This is a genomic window from Shewanella sp. SM21 (assembly GCF_025654335.1).
Classification (GTDB): domain Bacteria; phylum Pseudomonadota; class Gammaproteobacteria; order Enterobacterales; family Shewanellaceae; genus Shewanella; species Shewanella oncorhynchi.
In genome coordinates this window covers 422,942-447,616 of the sequence record NZ_JAKKRL010000002.1, presented here as the reverse complement: position 1 = coordinate 447,616, position 24,675 = coordinate 422,942, and the positions used below count along the sequence as shown (strand labels likewise).

Below are 24,675 nucleotides of genomic sequence, written 5' to 3'. Positions count from 1 at the left end.
CCCAAATAAGGTATTGAATGGCAATTATTTTAGGTGTTGACCCTGGTTCACGGATCACAGGCTACGGCGTGATCCAATGTCAGGGACGGCATCAGATTTACCTCGGCAGTGGTTGTATTCGCACTTCGTCTGAAGAGCTTCCTGGTAGGCTAAAGCAAATTTTTGATGGGATCACTGAGATTATTCGTCAGTATCAACCGGACGAATTTGCGATTGAGCGCGTATTTATGGCAAAAAATGCCGATTCTGCGCTCAAGTTAGGCCAAGCACGCGGGGCGGCCATTGTTGCTGCCACAGTTGCCAATTTACCTGTGGCTGAATACAGTGCGACTCAAATTAAAAGCGCTGTCGTGGGTACGGGGCGAGCGCAGAAAGCCCAAGTACAACACATGATCCAACAACTACTTAAATTACCTGCAGCCCCACAAGCTGACGCCGCAGATGCACTCGGTGTTGCTGTGTGTCATTATCACACCAGCCAGAGTTTAATTGCATTGAGTGGCCGGGCAACGGCAAGAACATACGGACGGTACAGATGATAGGTCGTTTACGGGGCGTGCTCGTTGAGAAACAAGCACCAGAAATTTTGATCGATGTTAATGGTGTTGGTTACGAGTTGCAGATGCCGCTTACTAGCTTTTATGAGCTGCCTGAAGTTAATCATGAAACTATGGTCTACACCCACTTTGTGGTGCGTGAAGATGCACAGCTTCTCTATGGTTTTATCACTAAGCAGGAAAGGGCGTTATTTCGCTTACTGATCAAGACCAATGGTGTCGGCCCCAAGCTCGCACTGACCATTTTATCAGGCATGACAGCCGGAGAATTTGTGGGCTGCGTTGAGCGCGATGACATAGTGACCTTAGTGAAATTACCTGGTGTTGGTAAGAAGACCGCCGAGCGGTTACTGGTAGAAATGCGCGATAAGCTCAAGAGCTTGATGGAAGCCTCAGCAGGCTCAGAGCGTGAGTTCGTGCTGCAATCCAATTACTCACCCGCACCGACAGTCAATAGCGCCGAAGAAGATGCTATTTCAGCTTTAATTTCGCTGGGTTATAAACCACCGCAGGCGAGCAAATCGGTTTCTGCAGCCTACAAAGAGGGCATGGATTCAGAAACTCTGATCAAAGCCGCCCTTAAATCGATGCTTTAATTGAACAATGATGATAATTAAGATGAAAGCTGCGATAAGGAATAACAATGATTGAGGCAGACAGACTCATCCAGCCGCAGATCCAAGCTCAAGATGAATCCATCGACAGGGCGATGCGTCCTAAAATGCTCGATGAATACACGGGTCAAGATGATACTCGGGCACAGCTTAAGGTGTTTATTCAAGCGGCAAAGAATCGTAATGAAGCCTTAGATCATATGTTGATTTACGGTCCGCCGGGATTGGGTAAAACCACCTTAGCCATGATTGTGGCGAACGAGATGGGGGTGAACATTAAATCCACCTCGGGGCCTGTGCTGGAAAAAGCGGGCGATCTCGCCGCACTTTTGACCAATCTCGAATCCGGTGATGTGTTATTCATCGATGAAATCCACCGATTAAGCCCAGTGGTAGAAGAGATTTTGTATCCAGCGATGGAAGATTACCAGCTGGATATCATGATAGGTGAAGGGCCAGCGGCACGTTCTATCAAGCTTGATTTACCGCCGTTCACTCTAGTGGGGGCGACAACACGGGCAGGGGCTTTGACTTCACCACTTCGGGCGCGTTTTGGGATCCCGCTACGGCTTGAATTCTATAATATCAAAGATTTAAGCACCATAGTCACGCGTTCGGCGCAGGTGATGGAACTGGATATTGATGCTGAAGGTGCATTTGAAATCGCACGCCGTTCACGTGGTACACCGCGGATAGCTAACCGACTGCTTCGCCGCGTGCGGGATTACGCGCAGGTGAAGCATGATGGCGCTGTCACTAAGTTTGTTGCCGATCATGCACTAGACTTGCTGGATGTCGATAATGAAGGTTTCGATTACATGGACCGCAAGTTACTACTCGCCATTATCGATAAGTTTATGGGTGGCCCAGTTGGACTCGATAACTTAGCAGCAGCCATAGGCGAAGAACGCGAAACTATTGAAGATGTGCTAGAGCCCTTTTTGATCCAGCAAGGCTTTATCCAACGCACGCCCCGCGGCCGTATTGCAACCGCACGGGCATATCAACATTTTGAGTTGATCAAACCCGAGTAATCATCATTTTGATGATACAGACTCTAAGAGGCGACCTAAGTGGTCGCTTTTTTTATGGAGAAAATTTGCCCTTGAATGTGGTCGTATGAGGTGTAAGCCATTTATTTAAGAATAAGAAATAGGGAGTGTTTAGAGGGATTGGAAGCTAATACTTATATTCAAAATTAATAAGCAAGATCAGTAACAAATAGTCATTTCAAAGGCGTGCAGAATCATTTGTACCTTAATTGTTAAACCATAATTTTAGGTGTTGTTAAAATGCATAATTAGCACAATTGATACATAGTGTATCTCTGTTTTAATGCAATTTATCTATGTTTATCGGTATTTTAGCGCTTTGGCTATCGGTGGACATTGCTAGATATGCAGATTTAACAATAGTTAATCAATACACTGTTCTTCTAGATAACTTTAATAAGGATTAAAAGTGTGACCCGCATCACATTTTTTAATGCGCAAAATGTTGCATTTATGTTTCACATTAACAGTCTCAAAGTCTGATTAATATCTATTTCGTGGTGATTAACTCTGCGCTGGTGTGATTAATAAGGGTATTAAAAAATAATGGTCAAATTAATTAACTAAATAAGTCAAAGCTATTAACAATATGTTTTTATTGGTTAAAATTTTGAGCATTGACGGAGTTAAAGTGAATCCTCAGTATCAGGTGCAACACTAGTACAGCAATAGCTGTACAAGCTGTAAGCATAAAAATAATAGTAAGATCTAGGGAGCATTCATACATGATCAAAAGAACGAAAGTTGCGTCAGCTATTAATTTAGCTATCGTTGCATCTATCACTACAGGTGCATTTGTTACGTCAAGCGCATTTGCTGCTGAAGAAAAAGCAAAAGTTGAACGTATTGAAGTTACAGGTTCACGCATTCAACGCCAAGATATGGAAACAGCATCTCCTGTGACCGTTATCGATGCTGCTGCGATTAAAGCGGAAGGTTTCACTTCTGTTGACCAAATGCTGCAAGTACAGACTTCGATGGCGGGTGCGGCAGTGGGTTCAACCACAAACAACGGTGCTGACGGTGTTGCCCAAGTTGACTTACGTGGTATGGGTTCACAACGTACGCTTGTGTTATTGAATGGTCGCCGCATGGTTAACTCAGGTTCAGGCGCTGATAGTGCAGTGGATCTGAACTCGATTCCAGTCGCTATGATTGCGCGTGTTGAAATTCTGAAAGACGGCGCATCAGCGGTTTACGGTTCTGATGCCATTGCTGGTGTAGTGAACATTATCACGAAGAAAGATTTTGAAGGTTTCCAGTTCGATTTTAACGGCAGTGGTACAGATAAAGGCGATGGCGAAAGTGGTGATGTCAGTGCACTATACGGTTTTAACACCGATGGTGGTAATTACACCTTTGGTGCCGCTTTTTCTGACCGACGTGGTGTGATCCAATCTGATCGTGATTGGACTAAACCTGGTGCGAGTGGAATTATACCAACGGGTTCACTAGATGGTATGGTTCAAGATGCTAATGGTAATTGGGTAGCACAAACAGAGACTTATGATTTCACCCAAGATAGCTACTATCAAACACCAAGTGAACGTCGCAGTTTATTTGCTAACATGACTCAAGAGCTGGGTAATGATGTTGTGTTAACTGCAGATGCTATTTATACCAACCGTCGTTCTCATCAGCAAATGGCAGCTCAACCTGCACAGCTATATCTTGATGTCTGTGGTCAACCAGATGCAGATCCATTAAAGTGTTTAACACTTGATAGTGATATGATTGCTGCAGGTATTAAGCCTGATGATCATGGGCAAGTCTTCTATGCTAGACGTATGAATGATGTAGGTCCTCGTATTTATACTCAGGATACTGATACTTGGCGTTTATCAGGTGGTCTAGCGGGTACTTTAGACGTTCATACAGGTATGAACTGGGATGTTACTTATACATTTGGTAAGAACAAAGCAGAAACCGCAGTAGAGAACTCTATCAATGCTAGCGATATGCGTAACGCTATTTATGCTAATCCTGATGCTTGGTTGAGTGGTGCACCACTTACACAAGCGATGAAAGATGCTGTTGGTTATACAGAGGCTGCAAATGGCGGTAATGAACAACAGACATTATCTGCGGGCTTGAATGGTGAGTTGTTTGATTTAAAAGCGGGTGCCGTTGGTTTTGCGATTGGTGCTGAATACCGCCGTGAGAGTGGTTTCTATAATCCCGATCCAATTGTTGTCGCAGGTGAAAGTACTGCAGCACAGCAAGATCCAACCGATGGTAACTACAACGTTATTTCGATTTTTCAAGAAGTAAGTGTGCCTTTCACCGAGAAATTAACGGGTGAATTCGCGCTGCGTTTAGACGATTACTCAACATTCGGTAAAGCGACCACTTGGAAAATTGGTTTAACATACACTGCAACAGATGACTTAATGGTTCGGGGTGTTGCGGCTACAGGCTTCCGTGCTCCAAGTGTTGCTGAATTATATGGTGGTAATTCGGGATCGTTTGATTACCTTACAAATCCTTGGTTGTCAGATGATGAACAGCCAGGACAAATTTTGGTAAACCGTACTTCTGATCCAGATTTGAAGCCTGAAGAGTCAGAGTCTTATACTGCTGGTTTAGTGTATTCGCCAAGCTATCTTGATGGTATGTCTCTGACATTAGACTACTGGCGCTTCAAAGTGGATAACGCGATCGCCCGTTTAGATACTCAGGCTGGCTTAGATGATTGTAAAGATGGCATTACGTCAGCTTGTGAAACGTTTAATATTACCCCAGAAGGTGACTTGCGTAATTTAACGAATGCGTTAACCAACGTAGGTTATCAAGATACTAGCGGTATTGATTTTAACTTAGCCTATAACTTTGAAGGCTTAGGTTTGGATTGGAAAATCAGCAATGACACGACATATTTATTGAACTTTGAGCAGGATAATAAAGATTACACTGATACTATCGACGGTAACTTCGGTGCTTACGCTAAGGTTCGTAATAACTTCAGTCTCTCAGCTGGTCAAGATGATTGGAGTGTTATGTACTTCAACCGTTATATTGGTGAGATGACAGACTTGGCGAAAGGCTATGATGTTGACTCAGTGCTATACCACAATATTTCTGGAACATATCACATCACAGATATGACAACTGTTAGTTTAGGTGTGAAAAACTTCACTGATGAAAAACCATCACGTGTTTCTAACGGTAGTGATGGTGGCACAGTTCCACAAGTATATGACACAATCGGCCGCGTGATTTACGGTGGTGTAACGGTTAAATTCTAAGCTAAGTTCAGACTCTTAGTTTCTAAAAAGCGCCTTAGGGCGCTTTTTTATTGGGAGTTTACGAGATGAGTTTAGATTCGCTAATCATCAGTTGATTGGTTGTTAATATCGTATTTTGTTCACAGTTTTCAACATCACACTTCTTAACTAATGTAATAGCGCTAGAGTCGTCTCGATTCGCATGGTAATATAAATGATATAGATTCTCGTTTGGGCTTTAAGGATGAGTAAAATACTCTTGGTCGATGATGATCCATTGTTTAGCGTGTGGTTAGCTGATGCCTTATGTACGCAAGGGCATGAGGTTAAGTGTGCGGTTAATGGCATCGAGGGGCTGGCATGCATTGAAAGTTTTGCTCCAGACATCATAGTGCTTGATTTAGTGATGCCACAGATGAATGGGTTTGAGTTGCTAAAAGCGCGTGAATGTTCAACGCCGGTACTGATGATCTCAGCACGTGATAATGAAGATGATCGCATCACTGGTTATGAATTGGGAGCAGATGATTTTCTGAGTAAGCCGTTTAGCATAAAAGAGATGTTTGTCCGCTTACGAGCCTTAGAGCGGCGTCTCTGTGCCGGTCACTCTCACTCGCCGCAAATGGCGACTGTGGCGGCTAAAGTGATTAACTTCGATGAAATGAGTTATAGGATCACTATTGGCACCCGCTATGTCGATTTGACCCAAACCGAGTTTAAATTATTTAAATATCTTTTTGAAAGAAAAGGCCAAGTCATCACTAAACAAGAGTTGCAGCGCTCAGTGCTACAGAAAGATTTGGGCCGATTTGACCGTAATCTGGACATGCATATTAGTAACACTCGCCGCAAGCTAGCCAATATCAGCTTGCCGCGTAATTTGATAAATACAGTACGAGGCCAAGGTTATAGTTTTATGGTCTAATATCTTCATTAATTTATAGCGAAAGGCTCTTTTTTTGTGGATTTTAGGCGTGTTAACTGGTTAATTAAAGGCCGATTGCAAGTGTCTTGACTGAATTTAATGGCTTTCGTTTTCCCCTTGGGATGTTTTGGTTTATTCTATCGGCCATATAATAAAATGTGCCGTGTGCTATCTGTCGCACGCCATTAAATTGCCCTTAGTTTTAACAACCTATTAGGAATCATTATGCGGATCAGTGCCAACTTTGATGGCGGAAATATCCAAGTCGTCAATCTTGATAATAAAGACGATATTCAACTTGCTATCCGCCCTGATGCGGGTGGTGAGTTTTATCAATGGTTCAATTTTCGATTTGAAGGTGAAGTGGGTAACCATTACACCTTGAATATTATCAATGCGGGAACCGCTTCTTATACCAAGGGATGGGAAGATTATCAGGCGGTGGCCAGTTATGATCGCCAGCATTGGTTCCGTATTCCGACTCAATATCAAGACGGTAAACTGAGCATTAGCATAGAGTTAGATTGCGATGCCATTCAAATCGCTTACTTTGCACCCTACAGCTATGAGCGTCATTTAGATTTACTCAGCGGCGCCCAGTTACACCCAGATGTCAATTTAGAGCATTTAGGCCTGACCTTAGATGGCCGCGATATTACTCTGATGAAAGTGGGGAATGGCGATCCTTCTAAACGCAATATTTGGATCACCGCCAGACAACATCCGGGTGAAACGATGGCTGAATGGTTAGTTGAAGGTCTAGTGAATCGTTTACTCGATAATGACTGTCCCACGGCAAAAGCACTGCTTGATAAGGCCAATTTTTATATAGTGCCCAACATGAATCCCGATGGCAGTGTCAGAGGTCATCTGCGCACTAACGCGATTGGGATTAATCTAAACCGCGAGTGGCAAACACCGAGTTTAGAAAAAAGCCCTGAGGTATATCATGTCGTCAACAAGATGCAGCAAACGGGTGTTGACCTGTTTTATGATGTGCATGGTGATGAAGGCTTACCTTATGTGTTTCTAGCGGGTTGTGAAGGCGTCCCCGCTTACAATGATAAACTGGCGCAGCTGCAAGCGGACTTTAGTCAAGCATTGACCTTAGCCAGTGCCGATTTTCAAACTCAGTTTGGCTATGATAAAGATGAGCCAGGCCAAGCGAATCTGACCGTAGCGTCTAATTGGGTTGCCCAGACCTTCAAGTGTTTATCAAATACCCTTGAGATGCCGTTTAAAGACAATAACAATCTGGCCGATCCTTTTGTGGGTTGGTCACCAGAACGCAGTATTTATTTAGGTGAAGCATCGCTGATTGCCATGCTCGCCGTTGTTGATAAGTTACGTTAGGGCGAGGCTGATATGGCATTAATTGAATGTCCGGTGTGTCGTAAACGTATGTCGAGCAAAGCGCCTTCATGCCCCCATTGCCAAGCAAAAACCGATGGCGACAATGAGTCCTTATCGCGCATTAGCCATATTCAAAAGTCCAGCAGCTTAATGAATCAGAGTTTCGTTGCTATGACCTTGTTCATTGCTGGTGTGGTGATTTGGTTTTGGGGTGGGGAACCCGCCGAAGGTATGCGGGCGAATATCGCCGGAATATGCTTTGTGTTTGGTTTTGTAGGTTATCTCATTACACGAGTCAGAATCGTGTTACATAAGCGGAAAAGTGTATGACGGATATCAATCAAGTGATCGATCAAATGCCCATTGAAGTTTATGAAAGGCTTCGCAGTGCTGCTGAGCTGGGTAAGTGGGAGGATGGTACTGTGTTGAGTGAGACTCAGCGTGAATCGACTCTGCAGGTGGTGATGTTGTATCAAGCGCGTAAGCTTGAGCAAACAGAGCATTTCACTATTGCATCTGACGGTAAAATAAATGAGCTGTCTAAGGCCGAGCTGAAAAAGCAATTCCGCGGTGAGCCGATTGCTGGCTTTAAAGCGCAGGATTTATAATTTCTGACTGGCCGCGCAGATCGGCTTGCAAGGTGTGCTTTATTAGGAATTAGGTGTAAGTCTGAGGTTGGCAAGGGGAGCTAGCATTTTATCTTTTGTTAGTGATATCAATGCTAACATTGATTTGATATCAAATAACTTCAATGCAACTCTTGGTCCGCAAAAGTCTTAAAATAAACGCTCATTTAGTGCTGTTAAGTCTGAACTAAAATCTAGTCTGAGTTTAAATCAAAAAAGCCCATCAAATATGGGCTTTTTTTGTTGCTAGCGTTTGAGGGCAACAAACAGATTAGAAGACACTATCTTTAATCTATGCTCAGTTCACCGACTAGATTTTGTAACATGGCCGCTTTTATCTCAGCTGGCTGCAAATTTTTAGATAGCAAATAATGCAGTTTTGCTAAGGCCGCTTCTATGGTCATATCGGCGCCACTGATCACGCCTGCTTTGGCTAATGCATTGCCTGTGGCGTAGCCGCCCATATTCACCTTACCTTGGAAACATTGGGTTAGATTCACCAGCACTATGCCACGTTCATCTGCTTGCCTTAAGGTTTTGAGTAAGGCGGCATCCTGCGGCGCGTTACCCACACCAAATGTTAGCAGTATGAGGGCTTTAACTGGCTGTTGCAGAATGTTCTCAAAAATCTGTGTTGATATCCCAGGATACAAGGTCACCACACCGACAGGTTGTGGGCTGATATGAGCGACTTCTAATGGGGTATCGTTGGCGACCGTGATTTTGCCTGCGCGCAGATTGATTTTGATCCCCGCCTCAAGCAGTAGCGGGAAGTTGGGTGAGGCGAAAGCATCGAAACCGTCGGCGTGGGCCTTAGTCGAGCGATTGCCCCTAAAGAGTTTGTTATTGAAGAATAAACACACTTCCGCAACTGGATAATTCGCCGCTATGTAGAGTGAGTTCAATAAATTAGTTTGGCCGTCTGAGCGCAACTGGGCGAGGGGAATTTGCGAGCCCGTCACTATCACAGGTTTTGATAGGCCTTGCAGCATAAACGACAGTGCCGAAGCCGTGTACGCCATGGTATCTGTGCCGTGAAGGATTACAAAGCCATCGTACTTATCGTAATTGGCTTGTATATCGTCGGCGATCATCTGCCAATCGGTTGGTGCCATATTGGAAGAGTCGATAAGCGGGCAGTATTCGTGGATCACAAATGTCGGCATTTCTTCATGGTAAAACTCAGGCATAGATTGCACGCACTGAGTCAGGAATCCCGCGACGGGGACAAAGCCGTTATCGGTCTTTTGCATACCGATGGTGCCGCCAGTATAGGCAACATAAATGGAGCGTTTAGTCATTCTTGTCGTTTTCTTTAGCTTCAAGTGGCCGAATTATACGATTTTACTGACATAAACCCAATAAAAAAGCCCGGAGATCCGGGCTTTGTCTTTGTCATCATCTTGACGTTGCGAGCAGCAACCTAGACGCTAGCAGATTTAGTTCATCATATTGCAACTATCACAGTAGATGTAGACGTTATTTGGATCATCAAAAGAGGTTAACGTTTTCAAACTGCTAGTCCACTGTTGTAGCATTTGCTCTAACATCGATGACTGACTTAGTGAGGCGGGCAGGTAACTCGATACTGAGGCAAACATCTGCTGCATGAATTTTTGTTCGGGTGTCAGCTCTTGTTCGATGACGCGGGTATCAAATAGCGTCATATCCGCGAGTTTAGCGGCTTTAGCTATGGCTTCATCTACATCACCCAGTTCATCGACTAAGCCAAGTTCAAGAGCCTTTTTACCGCTCCAAACGCGGCCTTGAGCAATCTTATCGACTTGTTCTATGGTCATCTTACGTTCTTTAGCGACCAGGGAGATAAAGTCCGAATAGCCGCGTTCAATATGACGTTGGATAATCGCTTCAATCTGGGGGGAAAGTGTGCGGGTAACTGATAATCCTGCCCATTCTGAGGTCGATACGCCATCGGTATGCACGCCTATACTGGCCAATGAATCTTCAAAGGTAGTAATCATACCAAAGATCCCAATCGAACCCGTGAGCGTCGTTGGCGTTGCGAAGATATAGTCGGCACTGGCTGAAATCCAGTAACCACCGGATGCGGCTAAACTGCCCATGCTCACAACCACGGGCTTACCTGCTGCTTTAAGTGCCAGTAATTCTTGACGAATTTGCTCAGAGGCAAAGGCGCTACCGCCAGGGCTATCAACACGTAATACTAAGGCTTTAATGTGCTTATCAAAACGTGCCTTACGTAGCAGTTCGGCGGTGCTTTCGCCGCCAATTTGGCCCGCAGGTTGAGTGCCGTTCAAAATTGTGCCACTTGCCACAATAATACCAACACTGTCTTGCTCTACAAAGCTGGGTAATGGTGTCACTAAGGTTAAGTAATCATAAAAACTGACTTGCTTGAAACTGTCACCACTGCTGGCTTTTCCTACGGTTTCTAGCATGGTTTTACGAAAATCTTCTGTGGTCGCTAGGTTATCAACCCATTTCATGTTGATTGCCATTGTGGCTGAATCGCCATTGGCTTTATCGAGCTCTGCCAAATAAGTGGTTGCGTCGGGCACCAGAGAATTCGGTTCGATATTACGATTGCCTGCGACAGTTTGTGTGTAGCTTTGCCATACATCGGCTAACAGTGCACTACTGGCTTCCCGCGCAGCATCTGACATATTGTCACGTATGTAGGGTTCAACTGCAGATTTAAAGGTCCCCACGCGGAAAATATGCGCTTTGACTTTGAGTTTTTCTAAGGCCGATTTGAAATATTGGTTGTACATACTCAGGCCATCAAGCGAGACACCGCCTTGGGGATTGAGGTAAATGGTGTCGGCAAAACTGGCGAGGAAATATTGATTTTGCTCGTAGTAGTTGCCGATGGCGATGACTTTTTTACCGCTCTCTTTAAAGCGATTGAGTGCATTTCCGATAGATTGTAGTTTGCTGATCCCTGCACGTTTAAGATCGACCAGATCGAGCACTAGTACGCTAATACGTTGATCTTGCGCTGCATTGTCAATGACATAAAGCACATCGGCGAGTAGGATTTCACCATCGGCGTTGGCATTTTGGCCTTGTTTGAATGCGGCTTCTAAGGGATCGACTTGTTGTTTCTGATCGACAATAGAGCCGGCTAAATTAAGCACCAGTGCCGAATTATCTTCAACTTGGATATCTTCGCTACTGCCAATGGAGATAATGATCGCGGCTAAGAGTCCAAAAAAGATTAGATTGAGGATGAGTTTACGTGTCCCGTTCAGGGTGTGCCAAATAAACAAACATATTCTCTTGAAAAACGATGGGTTAGCGGACATCTGCCACTCCTTTATAAGTCCAATCTGCCAATGCTAACTGAAAATGGCGCTACAGGCTAAACACAATTGTAAAGGATTTTGACTGATGGCCTCGATCCAACGGTTGAGCTTAGATTTGACACAAGGTATGCTGATTTAAATCACTTGTTTTAAAAGGATGTTTGAATGTCGTTTCCCCATTTATTAGAACCCTTAGATCTGGGATTTACCCAGCTCAAAAACCGTGTGCTTATGGGCTCAATGCACACAGGTTTGGAAGAAGAAAAGGGCGGATTTGAGAAACTGGCAGCGTTCTACAAAGAACGCGCTCTGGGCGGTGTAGGTTTGATTGTGACGGGTGGTATTTCCCCCAATCTTCGTGGTCGCCTTACGCCCCATGCCTGTCAGTTGAGTTTTCCTTGGCAAGTGGGTAAGCATCGCGTGGTAACGCAGTCGGTGCATGAGGCTGGCGGTAAGATCTGTATGCAAATTTTGCATGCGGGACGTTATGGCTATCATCCTTTTTCCCAAGCACCAAGTAAGATTAAGTCACCCATTACACCCTTTACGCCGTCTGCTATGTCTAGTCGCCAAGTGCGCTCGACCATTAAGGATTACGCCAGCTCCGCCGCCCTTGCCAAGAAAGCGGGTTACGATGGTGTTGAGGTGATGGGCTCTGAAGGCTATTTGATTAATCAGTTCGTCAGTGCGCGCACCAACACTCGCACCGATGAATGGGGTGGTGCGTTTGAAAAACGGGCGCAATTCCCGATTGAGATTGTTAACGCGATACGGGCAAAAGTTGGTAAAGATTTCATCATTATCTTCCGTTTATCCATGCTCGATCTGGTGGATAACGGTTCGACTTGGGATGAAGTAGTGCAACTGGCCCAGTGGTTAGAGCAAGCTGGTGTGTCCATTCTAAATACGGGCATTGGCTGGCATGAAGCGCGAGTACCGACCATTGCGACAAGCGTGCCCCGTGGCGCCTTTGCGTGGGTGACAGAAAAGCTCAAACAATCTGTTTCCGTTCCCTTAATTGCGACTAACCGCATTAACACCCCTGAAATTGGTGAGCAGATTATCGCCTCTGGTCAAGCTGACATGGTGTCGATGGCGCGGCCTTTCCTTGCTGATCCTGAGTTTGTGAATAAGACTGCGGCGAACACGCCGGAGCTTATCAACACCTGCATTGGCTGTAACCAAGCTTGTCTTGATCATACTTTTTCCCTCAAGCGCGCAACTTGCTTAGTGAATCCTCGCGCCTGTTATGAGACTGAAATCAACTTCTTACCCACAGCCAATAAAAAGCGTATTGCGGTGATGGGGGCAGGCCCTGCGGGCATGGCGTTTTCTGTTTATGCCGCCATGCGAGGCCATCACGTTGTCTTGTTTGAAGCGAAATCTGAGGTGGGTGGTCAGTTTAATCTCGCCCGTAAAATCCCTGGGAAAGAAGAGTTTAACGAGACTATTCGTTATTTCATTAACCAAATTAAGCTGCATAAGGTGGAGCTGAGATTAAACACTCGCCTCGATGCCAGTGTGCTGGCGACGGAAACGTTTGATGAAGTGGTAATCGCCTCAGGCGTTGTGCCGCGTGATTTAGTCTTACCCGGTTTTGACGACCCACGGGTGGTCGATTATCAAAAAGTGCTCTCGGGTGAAGTGACTGTCGGTAATACGGTGGCCTTGATTGGCGCTGGCGGTATAGGGTTCGATATGGCGCACTTTTTGTGTGAGCGCCAGTCGAGCACCTTGAACCCCGATAAATGGCTGCAACAGTGGGGCATAGATAAAACTTACCTGCATGCAGGCGGCCTAACTGAACCTCATTCCGACAATACTGATCATCGTAAGGTGTTTTTACTGCAACGTAAAACGTCGAAGATGGGCAAGGGCTTAGGTAAAACTACCGGCTGGATCCACCGTCTTGTGCTTAAGCAACATGATGTGAAGATGAAAACGGGCGTGAGTTACGATAAGTTTGATGATGCCGGACTGCATATTCGCGTGGGTGAAACCGCTGAAGTGCTGGCCGTTGATAACGTCGTTTTGTGTGCTGGGCAAGAATCGAATCGCACGTTAGTGGATGAGATGAAAGCGACGGGCCTGCCTGTGCATCTGATTGGTGGCGTAGATGTCGCGGCAGAGCTTGATGCTAAGCGTGCAATCCGCCAAGGCGCTGAACTGGCAATGCGTTTATAGAAAGTCGATAAGACTTACGTTTTAAATCTTAAGTATTCAATGTTAGATTCTGAAAGCCTGAACTTGTGTTCAGGCTTTTTTGTTTTAGGTTGTTTTAGTTTTTTTTGTGTGAATGCATTGTAAATAGAGGGAAGGGAGAATAGTGGGTTTTAAAACGTTTGGTATCTAATGGCGCGGATTGAATAAGGCTGTATTGAAAGGGGCTGTTTGTCTTAAAGCTACTCTTTGTTTAAGAGATACTCTTTGTTTAAAAGCTCATTTTTGTTTTAAAGCGATTTTGGGTTTTAACGCCACATCTTGTTTAAAGCAGCTTATTGAACAATCGAGTCTTGCCGTTATGAGTCTTCAAACACTGCCTGTTTCTGCGTGCATGTGTCACTTGCTACATTTTGTGTTTGCTTTGGCTTAGCCAAACTGGCTTTATTCTGATGAGATTGACACGCATAGGTGACCACAGCTGCACCTTCAGGTGACAAGTCCAGCTCTAAATCTTCGGTAGGCACACAGCAGCAGGGTAAACATTCATCATGTTTGAGTTCGGCTAAGGGTTCGTTTAAGTAGCTGACTTTTCCGCTGATGACGCGTGTTTTGCAGGCACCGCAGAAACCGTTGCGACATTCTGAGAAGATTTTGACTTTTTTGGCTTCGAGCGCTTGCAGCAAAGTGCCTTGTTGCTCGGTAAAGAGCAACACAGGTTGACCTTGAAGGCGCACGATTGGCGCCTTCGCAAACAGGTTTTGTGGCCGTTTTTTTGATGTCACTGTTTTAATGCCATTTTGTAACGTCACTTTTAAGTGTCTTATAGATCGAAGTCGAGGAACTCATCACCATCAACCGCGGAGTCAATTTGGCCGACAAGGTATGAAGAGACTTCAACTTCCTGTGGTGCAACTTGCACTGCATCGCTTTCTAACCAGTTTTTCATCCAAGGTAATGGATTGGTTATTTCTGGGTATGGTTGCGGTAGATTCACCGACTTCATGCGTTGATTAGTAATAAACTCAACGTATTGGCACAGGATCTGTTCATTCAAACCTATCATAGAGCCGTCTTTGAACAGGTATTTGGCCCATTCTTTTTCTTGCTCTGCGGCTTTGAAGAATAAATCGAAAGCTTCCTGTTGGCATTCTGCAGCAATTTCACCCATTTCTGGATCGTCTTTACCGCCTTGCATGATGCTTAAAATATGCTGAGTGCTGTTTAAGTGTAAGGCTTCATCACGGGCGATTAAGCGAATAATTTTCGCGTTACCTTCCATGAGCTTACGTTCAGCAAAGGCAAATGAGCAGGCGAAGCTAACATAGAAACGAATGGCTTCTAGGGCGTTGACTGACATCATGCACAGGTACAAGGCTTTTTTCAGGGTGCGGGTGTTTACTATGACTTCTTTGCCATCGATGACATGGGTTCCTGCACCGAGTAAATGGAATATCTGAGTCAGTTGGATCAAATGATCGTAATAAGCGGCGATATCGGTCGCACGGCTTAAGATTTCTTTGTTCACGACGATATCGTCGAAGATCACTGAAGGATCGTTAACAATATTGCGAATGATGTGGGTGTATGAGCGCGAGTGAATCGTCTCAGAGAAAGACCAAGTCTCAATCCAGGTTTCTAATTCAGGCAGTGACACCAGCGGCAAAAAGGCCACATTGGGCGAGCGGCCTTGAATCGAGTCGAGTAGGGTTTGGTATTTCAGATTCGAAATAAAGATGTGTTTTTCATGATCAGGCAATGCACCGTAGTCAATCTTATCGCGACTGACGTCTACTTCTTCCGGGCGCCAAAAGAAAGATAACTGCTTTTCTATCAGTTTTTCGAACACTTCATATTTTTGTTGATCGTAACGAGCCACGTTGACCGATTGACCTAAAAACATAGGTTCACGGGTGGCATCGTTAGGTGTTTGACAGAAGGTAGAGTAGGCCATGGTGCTATTTTTCCAATGGATAGGGATCCACTCAATCGGGATCCCTATAAAACCGTTAACGTTAAAGTTAAAGACTAGATTTTACATGCGCCGCCGGCGCAACCGTCATCTTCTTTCTCTAAATTGGTGATGTCATCGTGTGAATCCGACGCACCATCGCGAGTGTTATGGTAGTAAAGCGTTTTAACACCTAACTTGTAAGCATTGAGCAAATCTTTCAGCAGGGTTTGCATGGGTACTTTACGGCCTTCAAAACGTGAAGGATCGTAGTTAGTGTTAGCAGAAATCGCTTGGTCAACGAATTTCTGCATAATACCCACTAACTGTAAGTAACCGTCGTTGCTTGGCATTTTCCACAGCAATTCATAGCTATCTTTCAGTGTATCGAAATCAGGTACCACTTGTTTTAGCTGACCGTCTTTGCTCGATTTCACGCTGATAAGGCCACGTGGTGGCTCAATACCATTGGTCGCATTGGAGATTTGCGACGAGGTTTCTGATGGCATTAATGCCGACAGCGTCGAGTTACGCAGGCCATATTGCTTGATATCGCTACGCAGTGATTCCCAGTCTAAGTGCAATGGTTCGGCACAAATTTTATCCAAATCACGTTTGTAGGTATCAATTGGCAAAATACCTTGAGAGTAAGTGGTCTCGTGGAATAACGGACACGCACCTTGCTCTTTGGCTAAGTTCATTGAGGCTTTCAGTAAATAGTACTGAATCGCTTCGAAGGTTCTGTGGGTTAAAGCGTTCGCACTACCATCGGAATACTTCATGCCGTTTTTCGCTAAATAGTTAGCGAAGTTGATCACGCCTATGCCTAAGGTACGGCGATTCATCGAGGCGATTTGCGCGGCTTTGATAGGGTAATCTTGATAGTCCAATAGATTATCCAGTGCGCGTACGGCGAGGTCGGCTAATGGCTCAATATCAGATAACTCTTTGATAGAACCTAAGTTAAGTGCTGACAGCGTACAAAGCGCGATTTCACCTTCTGGATCATCGATGTTGTTTAATGGTTTAGTCGGCAGGGCGATTTCAAGACACAGGTTAGACTGTCTGATCGGCGCGACTTTTGAATCAAACGGGCTGTGAGTGTTGCAGTGATCCACGTTCTGAATGTAGATACGGCCCGTTGAAGCGCGCTCTTGCATCATCAGTGAAAACAGCTCAACGGCTTTTATGGTTTTCTTACGAATGCTGCTGTCTTGCTCATATTGCACATATAAACGTTCGAATTCGTTTTGATCTTCAAAGAAAGCATCGTACAAGCCAGGTACGTCAGATGGGCTAAATAAACTAATGTTTTCGCCTTTGATCAGACGTTGATACATGACTTTGTTCAGCTGCACACCGTAGTCTAAATGACGGATACGGTTGTCTTCGACGCCGCGGTTATTTTTCAATACCAGCAGAGATTCGACTTCTAAGTGCCAAATAGGGTAGAACAGGGTCGCAGCACCGCCACGCACGCCGCCTTGAGAACACGACTTCACTGCGGTTTGGAAATACTTATAGAAAGGTAAGCAACCTGTGTGGAAGGCTTCACCACCACGAATTGGGCTACCTAAGGCGCGAATACGACCGGCGTTAATACCGATACCCGCACGTTGGCTGACGTATTTCACGATAGACGAAGCGGTCGCGTTGATGGAATCTAAGCTGTCACCACATTCGATCAGTACGCAAGAGCTAAACTGACGCGTTGGGGTGCGCACACCGGCCATAATTGGCGTTGGCAGCGACAGTTTAAAAGTTGATACCGCGTCATAGAAATCTTTAACGTATTTCAGGCGCGTCTCTTTTGGATAACGGGCAAACAAGCAAGCCGCAACCAAAATGTAAAGGAACTGTGCGCTCTCATAGATTTCGTGGGTAACACGGTTTTGAACTAAATACTTGCCTTCCAGCTGTTTTACTGCAGCGTAGGAAAAATCCATATCGCGCCAGTGGTCGATATAGGTATCCATCACATCCAGCTCTTCGCGGGTGTAATCTCTTAAAATGTGTTGATCGTATTTACCCAGCTCAACCAACTTAGTCACGTGAGCATACAATGCGGGCGGCTCGAACTGACCGAAGGCCTTCTTACGCAAATGAAACACCGCTAAACGGGCAGCAAGGAACTGATAGTCTGGTGATTCTGGAGAAATTAAATCCGCCGCAGCCTTGATAATGGTTTCATGGATAGCTTCGGTTGGGATGCCATCGAAAAACTGTAGGTGCGAGCGAAGTTCAACTTCAGAAACAGAAACGTTTTTTAATCCCTTGGCTGCCCAAGTAATTACGCGGTGTATTTTTTCGAGATCGATATTCTCACGATCGCCACAGCGTTTTGTGACTGTCATAGTGCTATTCATTTGGAGATAGGCCTTGGTTCTTATATGTATTTAGGTGAGCAAAATCACCGTACGTATCCTTGTAAAACAATCAATAATCGTCCCTTAAATACAGCTGACTGGTTAAAAACGAGTCAATTAAGCGGCGAGCTTCTAGTGTGTCTGATTGTTACCTATACACAAGATATGGTGTTTTAAATTATATGGGATACAAGATAGTGAGGTTTGCCCCTATTTGCAAGTCTGAATTCAGGGGACATCTTGTGGATAACGTGAGGATAAAATTTTGCGTTAGTAACGACTAACCTTGAAGCTCAATTTCAGGTTAGCGTGTCACACTCATGGGGGATTTTTAGGCGATCCTTTTCTTTAGATCGCGATCGCTCACGAGTGCCGATCTTTTATCCGCCTGACTTTTTCCGTGGGTCATAAATAGTATGCTGACACACTGATGTTCGTCAGTGAAGTTACGTATTGGATGCCTTATTCGTGAGCATTGTAGGCGCTGTTTTTGGTTGATGTTGTTAAGCCAATGCTTCGATTAGTGCTTGATGTAGCTCAGTTGGGCTCGCAAAATGCGCGTGCGCTGGCCATTGCAACGGCTTGTCGTTCACGCCCAGATAACCCCATAGGGCCACGCCGCCTAACATGCCAGCAGCCTTGGCCGCGAGCAGATCTCGCTCGGCATCCCCAAGATACAAAATGTGCTCTGGAGCACAGTTCAGTTGTTGTGCGCCTAACAGCATAGGTGCAGTGTGGGGTTTTGGGTGTTTTGTAGAATCGCCACTGATGATAACGGGCATACGCAAGTGTAAATTCAGTTTTCGCAATAAGGGACGGGTAAAGCGCGCAGGCTTGTTGGTGATCACCCCAAACGGCAGCTGAGTTAACTCGAGCCAATCGAGTAATGCTGCTATGCCTGTAAATAGCGCACAATGATCGCCATTTATACGCTGATAGTGGGCGAGCAACCCTTGCTGTACTTGAGACCGAAGATCTTCTGCCGCATCAGGGATCGCGGCATCGACTAAGGCAAAACTGCCGTGGGATGCGGCGTAGCGCATGGCCGCTAACGGCTGCGCGGCGATGCCGACGTCTTGAAGACTTAAATTGAGGGCTTGCACCAGATCCGGCGCGGTATCGGCTAAGGTGCCATCGAGATCGAACAGTACGCCTTTGATCTGTGCCAGACTCATATTAATCAACCTTACGCGTCGCTATCATGTAATTCACATCAACCTTAGGCGTGTACTTAAAAATGCCCGTCAATGGGTTGTAGCTTACCCCTAAGGCATCGGTACAGATAAGATCGGTATTATCTACTAGCTCAATCAGCTCCGAAGGCTTAATGAATTTTTTATGCTCGTGGGTGCCAACTGGCAGCATTTTTAGCAAATATTCCGCACCTAAAATGGTGTGCACGTAGGATTTAATGTTGCGGTTGATGGTGGAGAAAAACACATGACCACCGGGTTTGACCATGTCACAGCATGCTTTAATCACAGATTGTGGATCGGGTACATGTTCGAGCATTTCCATGCAGGTCACCACATCGTAATAGGCTTGATGATCTTGGCTGTGGGCCTCGGCAGTATTTTTTACATAATTAATGCTCACGCCTGTTTCGAGGGCATGTAGGCGGGCGACTTCTAAGGGCTCATCACCCATATCTAAGCCATCAACCTCGGCGCCGATGCGGGCCATGCTTTCAGACAATATGCCGCCACCACAGCCGACATCGAGCACTTTCTTGCCGAAAATACCGCCTGCGGTTTGATCGATATAGTTTAAGCGCAGCGGGTTTAATAGATGCAGCGGCTTAAATTCGCCGTTGAGATCCCACCAAGTTTCGGCCATACGTTCAAACTTTGCGATTTCCTGTGGGTCTACATTGGTATTCTGATGCATGCTATTACCTGAAGAAGCTGTATTGTGCGGCTATTATAACGACTATGTTTGATAAACAAAGTGCTCGACTGAGCTAAGCCCTTGTGGTCGAGTGAATTTTCAGCAGTTATCTGCTTTTATGTTAATTGTTGTGCTCCGTATCGACCTTTTACTTTATCCCTTTGACGATTTTTCCTCATCGTAAGCCGTGAATTTCAACGCTTGTTTATCGCACAAACGACCAAATTGACAGTGTTTTCATCTATTAAGCCACCAGACTCTCAATTCGATAATGATAGGTCTGGCGACATTAAATAACTGTGTTAGAATGCCAAATCACGTTTTTGGGCTAGGCAATGATACGGATTATACGTTGTCAGCTATTTTTCAGGGGAACGAGCAGTTTATGACTGATCTGGCATCATCTATTTCGCCAATTAATATCGAAGACGAACTAAAGAATTCGTACCTTGATTACGCCATGAGCGTTATCGTGGGACGTGCATTACCAGACGTGCGCGACGGCTTAAAGCCGGTTCATCGCCGCGTTCTGTTTGCCATGAGTGAATTGAAGAACGATTGGAACAAGCCTTACAAAAAATCAGCCCGTGTGGTCGGTGACGTCATCGGTAAATATCACCCCCATGGTGATTCTGCTGTTTATGACACTATCGTCCGTATGGCCCAGCCATTCTCACTGCGTTACACCTTAGTAGACGGCCAAGGTAACTTCGGTTCGGTCGACGGTGACTCAGCGGCGGCAATGCGTTATACCGAAATCCGTATGGATAAGTTAGCGCACCAATTACTAGCTGATCTTGAAAAAGAGACAGTGGATTTCGTCCCTAACTACGACGGTACAGAACAGATCCCAGCTGTATTACCTACACGCGTACCTAACCTGTTAATTAACGGTTCATCGGGTATTGCGGTAGGTATGGCAACCAACATCCCACCACACAACCTAACGGAAGTTGTGAAAGGCTGTTTGGCATTGATTGAAGAGCCTTCACTGTCGATTGAACAGTTGATGGAATACATTCCAGGTCCGGATTTCCCCACTGCAGCGATTATCAACGGCCGTAAAGGCATTATTGATGCCTATAAAACTGGCCGTGGCCGCGCGATCATGCGTGCTCTGGCAGATGTGGAAACCGAAGATAATGGCCGTGAGCGTATAATCGTCACTGAAATCCCATATCAAGTAAACAAAGCCCGTTTAATCGAGAAGATTGCCGAGCTGGTTAAAGATAAAAAGCTTGAAGGGATCAGCGGCCTACGCGACGAGTCTGATAAAGACGGTATGCGTATCGTTATCGAAATTAAGCGCGGTGAAGTGGGCGAGGTTGTACTAAATAACCTTTATGCTCAAACGCAAATGCAGTGTTCTTTCGGGATTAACATGGTGGCCCTGACCAATGGGCAGCCTAAACTGTTTAACCTTAAAGAAATGCTCGAATGCTTTATTCTGCATCGCCGTGAAGTGGTGACGCGTCGTACCGTATTTGAACTGCGTAAAGCCCGTGAGCGTGCCCATATTTTGGAAGCGCTGGCGGTTGCACTGGCTAACATTGACCCGATTATTGCACTGATCAAAGCCTCACCAACGCCTGCGGATGCCAAAGTGAAATTGGTTGAGCAAGGTTGGGAATTAGGCCACGTTCAAGGCATGCTGGAAAAAGCGGGCGATGACGCCGCGCGTCCAGAGTGGTTAGAGCCACAATATGGTATTCGTGACGGTCAATACTTCCTGACTGAGCAACAAGCTCAGGCCATTCTGGAACTGCGTTTACACCGTTTAACCGGTCTTGAACACGATAAGATCATCGCCGAATACGAAGAATTACTCGAATTTATCGCGGGTCTGCTGTTTATTTTGCGCAGTCCTGAGCGTTTGATGGAAGTCATCAAGGAAGAATTAGTTCAAATCCTTGAAGAATATGGTGATGCGCGCCGTACCGTGATCAATGCCAACGAAGTCGATATGAGTCTTGAAGACTTGATCAACGAAGAAGACGTTGTAGTAACACTGTCGCACTTAGGTTATGCCAAGTATCAACCGTTGACCGATTACCAAGCCCAGCGCCGTGGTGGTAAAGGTAAAGCGGCCACCAAAGTGAAAGACGAAGATTTCGTCGAGAAGCTGTTAGTTGCCAATACCCATGACACCATTTTGTGCTTCTCTGATTTTGGTAAGATGTACTGGCTCAAAGTGTATCAACTGCCATTAGCGAGCCGTACAGCCCGTGGTCGTCCAATTGTTAACTTGCTGCCGTTATCCGATGGCGAGCGCATTACTGCGATTCTGCCAGTACGTGAATACGCGGCTGACAAGTACATCATCATGGCGACCTCACACGGTACTGTGAAGAAAACCGCACTAACTGCTTATAGCAATCCACGTGCAAACGGTATTATCGCCGTTAACCTCAAAGACGGTGACCAACTGATCGGTGTCGATATCACTAACGGTGATGACGAAATCATGTTGTTCTCGAACGAAGGTAAAGTGGTTCGCTTTGGTGAGAAAGTACGTGATTCTGAAACTGGCGAAGTGAAAACCGATCCTGAAACCGGTGAAGAAGTCTTGTCCTTACGTCCTATGGGCCGTACTGCAACAGGCGTTCGTGGTATCCGTTTAGAAGAAGGTCAGAAAGTCGTGTCGCTTATTGTACCCAAAGGCGATGGCGCGATTCTGACTGTGACTGAAAACGGTTACGGTAAACGGACGCAACTGTCTGAATATCCTGCGAAGAGCCGTGCGACTAAAGGTGTGGTTTCAATCAAGGTGAGCGAACGTAATGGCGCTGTTGTTGGGGCTGTTCAAGTCGGTCTTAACGACGAACTTATGCTCATCAGTGATAAAGGTACCTTAGTGCGTACACCTGCGAGCGGCGTGTCTATCATTGGCCGTAACACTCAAGGTGTAACGATTATCCGTACTGCGGGCGACGAGAAAGTGGTCGGCCTACAACGTATCGACGAAATCCAAACTGAAGAAGATGAAGTCGAGCTGGATGAAAACGGTTTACCGATTGTTCCTGTCATTATCGAAGGCGAATTAGCCGACGAGGCGCTTGAAGAAGCGCTGGATGACGAAGAAGAGTTGGACGAAGATGAAGACGAACTTGCTGATGATGAGCAAGACGAAGAGTAATTAAGTGTCATATTAACGAGCGTCCAATTGGACGCTCGTTTTTTTAATGGCATTGATGTTGATAGCATTGTTCGTTTTAGAATGGTTTCGTATTTATCAATACCTACATCATGGTTGGGATTAAGGAGAGTGTCAGTGAGCGCGATTTATAATTTCTGTGCTGGACCTGCAATGTTACCCGCAGCGGTAATGAAAAAAGCACAACAGGAATTACTTGATTGGAATGGCCAAGGCGTTTCCGTGATGGAAATCAGCCACCGAAGTAAAGAGTTCATCGCGCTTACACAACAAGCCGAGTCCGATTTACGTGAACTGATGCAGATCCCCACAAATTACCATGTGCTATTTATGCACGGCGGTGGTCGTGGACAGTTCTCCGCTGTTGTGAATAATTTTTTAGGTAATCATGGCCGAGCCCTGTATTTAGTCAGTGGCCAATGGTCATCTGCCGCGTTAGCCGAAGCACAAAAGCTCGTGGGTGAAGCGCAGATTGATAGTCTGAATATTGTTGAAAAACACAATGGACTCAATGCGGTTGTCTTACCTGACTTACATAAAATTGATGCCGATTATCGCTATGTTCACTATTGCCCTAATGAGACAGTAGATGGTATCGAAATTTTTGATGAATTAGACTCACCTTGGCCAATTGTTGCCGATTTATCGTCAACCATTATGTCACGTGAAATCGACGTCAGCCGCTACGGTTTGATTTACGCTGGCGCACAAAAGAACATAGGTCCATCGGGTCTGTCGATAGTGATAGTGCGCGATGACATGTTAAAACTGCCGAGTTTACCGCAGTCGTCCATCATGGACTATCGTTTAGCCGTTGAGCATGACTCTATGTTCAACACACCGCCAACCTTTGCTTGGTATCTCGCCGCTGAAGTCTTTGCTTGGCTTAAGTCCATTGGCGGCATTGCGAGTATTGCAAAAATTAATCAACAAAAAGCGCAGATGTTATATCAATGCATTGATGGTAATGCTTTCTACCGTAATGGGGTTGTTGCAGCGAACCGCTCACAAATGAACGTGACTTTCCAATTAGTCAACGAAGCACTCGATAGTGAGTTCCTAAAGCAAGCCCAAATAGCTGGACTCGTAGCCTTAAAGGGCCATCGTATCGTAGGGGGTATGCGTGCTAGCCTCTATAATGCAATGCCACTCGATGGTGTAGTTGCTTTGGTCAAGTTTATGAATGAGTTTGCAAACAAACATAGCTAGGCTTAGCTGTATTGAGTCACTCATTAGCTTGCGACGCTTAGCGTCTAGGCTTTTCTGCCTGAATATCAACGTTATGCTTATTGAATGTTGATCATCAGTTAGCCATCTCAAGTGAGACATCCCAAAAGCGAATGCTCAAATGCATTCGCTTTTTTGTTAGCTTTAATTTATCGACAATAGCGTTAAGCAAGATGACGTTGAGACCAGATGCCTTCAAGAACACTCGCTGTGAGAAAGCCTGTGAGCTGACGCGCATTACTGAATAAGATGCTGGGTTAGTTGTATGCTATTGTTTATCATGATTAAAAGA

18 protein-coding genes are annotated in these 24,675 nt (G+C 45.4%); 11 read left to right on the top strand and 7 right to left on the bottom strand.

Features of this window, described 5'->3' with window-relative positions; translation table 11 throughout:
* Window positions 1–17 precede the first annotated feature (17 nt).
* From ruvC to L5L94_RS04040, 8 genes are all read left to right on the top strand, one after another.
* The gene (gene ruvC / locus L5L94_RS04075; protein WP_006081743.1) at window positions 18–539 is read left to right on the top strand and encodes a crossover junction endodeoxyribonuclease RuvC; all 522 of its coding nucleotides are present in this window, start codon (window positions 18–20) and stop codon (window positions 537–539) included.
* Window positions 536–1,153, top strand: a complete 618-nt coding sequence (gene ruvA / locus L5L94_RS04070) for a Holliday junction branch migration protein RuvA (protein ID WP_006081742.1) — start codon at window positions 536–538, stop codon at window positions 1,151–1,153. The genes ruvC and ruvA overlap by 4 nt, the downstream gene beginning before the upstream one ends.
* A 47-nt stretch (window positions 1,154–1,200) precedes the next feature.
* On the top strand, window positions 1,201–2,205 hold the full coding sequence (ruvB, locus tag L5L94_RS04065; RefSeq protein ID WP_028759854.1) for a Holliday junction branch migration DNA helicase RuvB: 1,005 nt from the start codon (window positions 1,201–1,203) through the stop codon (window positions 2,203–2,205).
* Between the two features lie 743 nt (window positions 2,206–2,948).
* Entirely contained in the window at window positions 2,949–5,468 is a 2,520-nt protein-coding gene (locus L5L94_RS04060) for a TonB-dependent receptor plug domain-containing protein (protein WP_131524072.1), read from the top strand.
* Window positions 5,469–5,691: 223 nt separating this feature from the next.
* A complete protein-coding gene (locus L5L94_RS04055; protein ID WP_263161327.1) occupies window positions 5,692–6,372 on the top strand; it encodes a response regulator transcription factor in 681 nt (226 codons plus the stop codon).
* 225 nt (window positions 6,373–6,597) lie between these two features.
* Window positions 6,598–7,725: a M14-type cytosolic carboxypeptidase gene (locus tag L5L94_RS04050; RefSeq protein WP_028759857.1), complete on the top strand. Its 1,128-nt coding sequence runs from the start codon at window positions 6,598–6,600 to the stop codon at window positions 7,723–7,725.
* 12 nt (window positions 7,726–7,737) lie between these two features.
* The gene (locus L5L94_RS04045; RefSeq protein WP_028759858.1) at window positions 7,738–8,055 is read left to right on the top strand and encodes a hypothetical protein; all 318 of its coding nucleotides are present in this window, start codon (window positions 7,738–7,740) and stop codon (window positions 8,053–8,055) included.
* Window positions 8,052–8,333 (top strand): YeaC family protein, encoded by a 282-nt coding sequence (locus tag L5L94_RS04040; RefSeq protein WP_028759859.1) that lies wholly within the window; start codon window positions 8,052–8,054, stop codon window positions 8,331–8,333. Before L5L94_RS04045 ends, L5L94_RS04040 begins: the two co-directional genes overlap by 4 nt.
* Before the next feature lie 305 nt (window positions 8,334–8,638).
* On the opposite strand, the gene ansA is transcribed toward L5L94_RS04040, so the two are convergent.
* Window positions 8,639–9,652, bottom strand: a complete 1,014-nt coding sequence (ansA, locus tag L5L94_RS04035) for an asparaginase (RefSeq protein WP_006086774.1) — start codon at window positions 9,650–9,652, stop codon at window positions 8,639–8,641.
* A gap of 138 nt (window positions 9,653–9,790) precedes the next feature.
* Window positions 9,791–11,638 (bottom strand): signal peptide peptidase SppA, encoded by a 1,848-nt coding sequence (gene sppA, locus L5L94_RS04030; protein WP_263138842.1) that lies wholly within the window; start codon window positions 11,636–11,638, stop codon window positions 9,791–9,793.
* A 165-nt stretch (window positions 11,639–11,803) separates the two neighbouring features.
* Between sppA and L5L94_RS04025 the strand changes: the two genes are divergently transcribed.
* On the top strand, window positions 11,804–13,822 hold the full coding sequence (locus tag L5L94_RS04025; protein ID WP_263161323.1) for an FAD-dependent oxidoreductase: 2,019 nt from the start codon (window positions 11,804–11,806) through the stop codon (window positions 13,820–13,822).
* Between the two features lie 335 nt (window positions 13,823–14,157).
* Here L5L94_RS04025 and yfaE read toward each other — a convergent pair whose 3' ends face one another.
* The 5 genes from yfaE to ubiG all read right to left on the bottom strand — a co-directional run bounded on the left by yfaE (window position 14,158) and on the right by ubiG (window position 20,002).
* Window positions 14,158–14,583: a class I ribonucleotide reductase maintenance protein YfaE gene (yfaE, locus tag L5L94_RS04020; RefSeq protein WP_263161321.1), complete on the bottom strand. Its 426-nt coding sequence runs from the start codon at window positions 14,581–14,583 to the stop codon at window positions 14,158–14,160.
* 38 nt (window positions 14,584–14,621) lie between these two features.
* Complete coding sequence (nrdB, locus tag L5L94_RS04015) at window positions 14,622–15,752, bottom strand: class Ia ribonucleoside-diphosphate reductase subunit beta (RefSeq protein WP_028759863.1); 1,131 nt, start codon at window positions 15,750–15,752, stop codon at window positions 14,622–14,624.
* Window positions 15,753–15,826: 74 nt separating this feature from the next.
* The gene (nrdA, locus tag L5L94_RS04010; RefSeq protein WP_219250838.1) at window positions 15,827–18,115 is read right to left on the bottom strand and encodes a class 1a ribonucleoside-diphosphate reductase subunit alpha; all 2,289 of its coding nucleotides are present in this window, start codon (window positions 18,113–18,115) and stop codon (window positions 15,827–15,829) included.
* A 503-nt stretch (window positions 18,116–18,618) separates the two neighbouring features.
* Window positions 18,619–19,290, bottom strand: a complete 672-nt coding sequence (locus tag L5L94_RS04005; RefSeq protein WP_173496880.1) for an HAD family hydrolase — start codon at window positions 19,288–19,290, stop codon at window positions 18,619–18,621.
* 1 nt (window position 19,291) lies between these two features.
* Entirely contained in the window at window positions 19,292–20,002 is a 711-nt protein-coding gene (gene ubiG / locus L5L94_RS04000) for a bifunctional 2-polyprenyl-6-hydroxyphenol methylase/3-demethylubiquinol 3-O-methyltransferase UbiG (RefSeq protein ID WP_028759866.1), read from the bottom strand.
* A gap of 385 nt (window positions 20,003–20,387) precedes the next feature.
* Between ubiG and gyrA the strand changes: the two genes are divergently transcribed.
* Window positions 20,388–23,138 carry a DNA gyrase subunit A gene (gyrA, locus tag L5L94_RS03995; protein WP_028759867.1) on the top strand — a complete coding sequence of 917 codons (2,751 nt, stop codon included), beginning with the start codon at window positions 20,388–20,390 and terminating at the stop codon, window positions 23,136–23,138.
* Between the two features lie 135 nt (window positions 23,139–23,273).
* The gene (serC, locus tag L5L94_RS03990; protein WP_131524063.1) at window positions 23,274–24,365 is read left to right on the top strand and encodes a 3-phosphoserine/phosphohydroxythreonine transaminase; all 1,092 of its coding nucleotides are present in this window, start codon (window positions 23,274–23,276) and stop codon (window positions 24,363–24,365) included.
* Window positions 24,366–24,675: the final 310 nt, after the last annotated feature.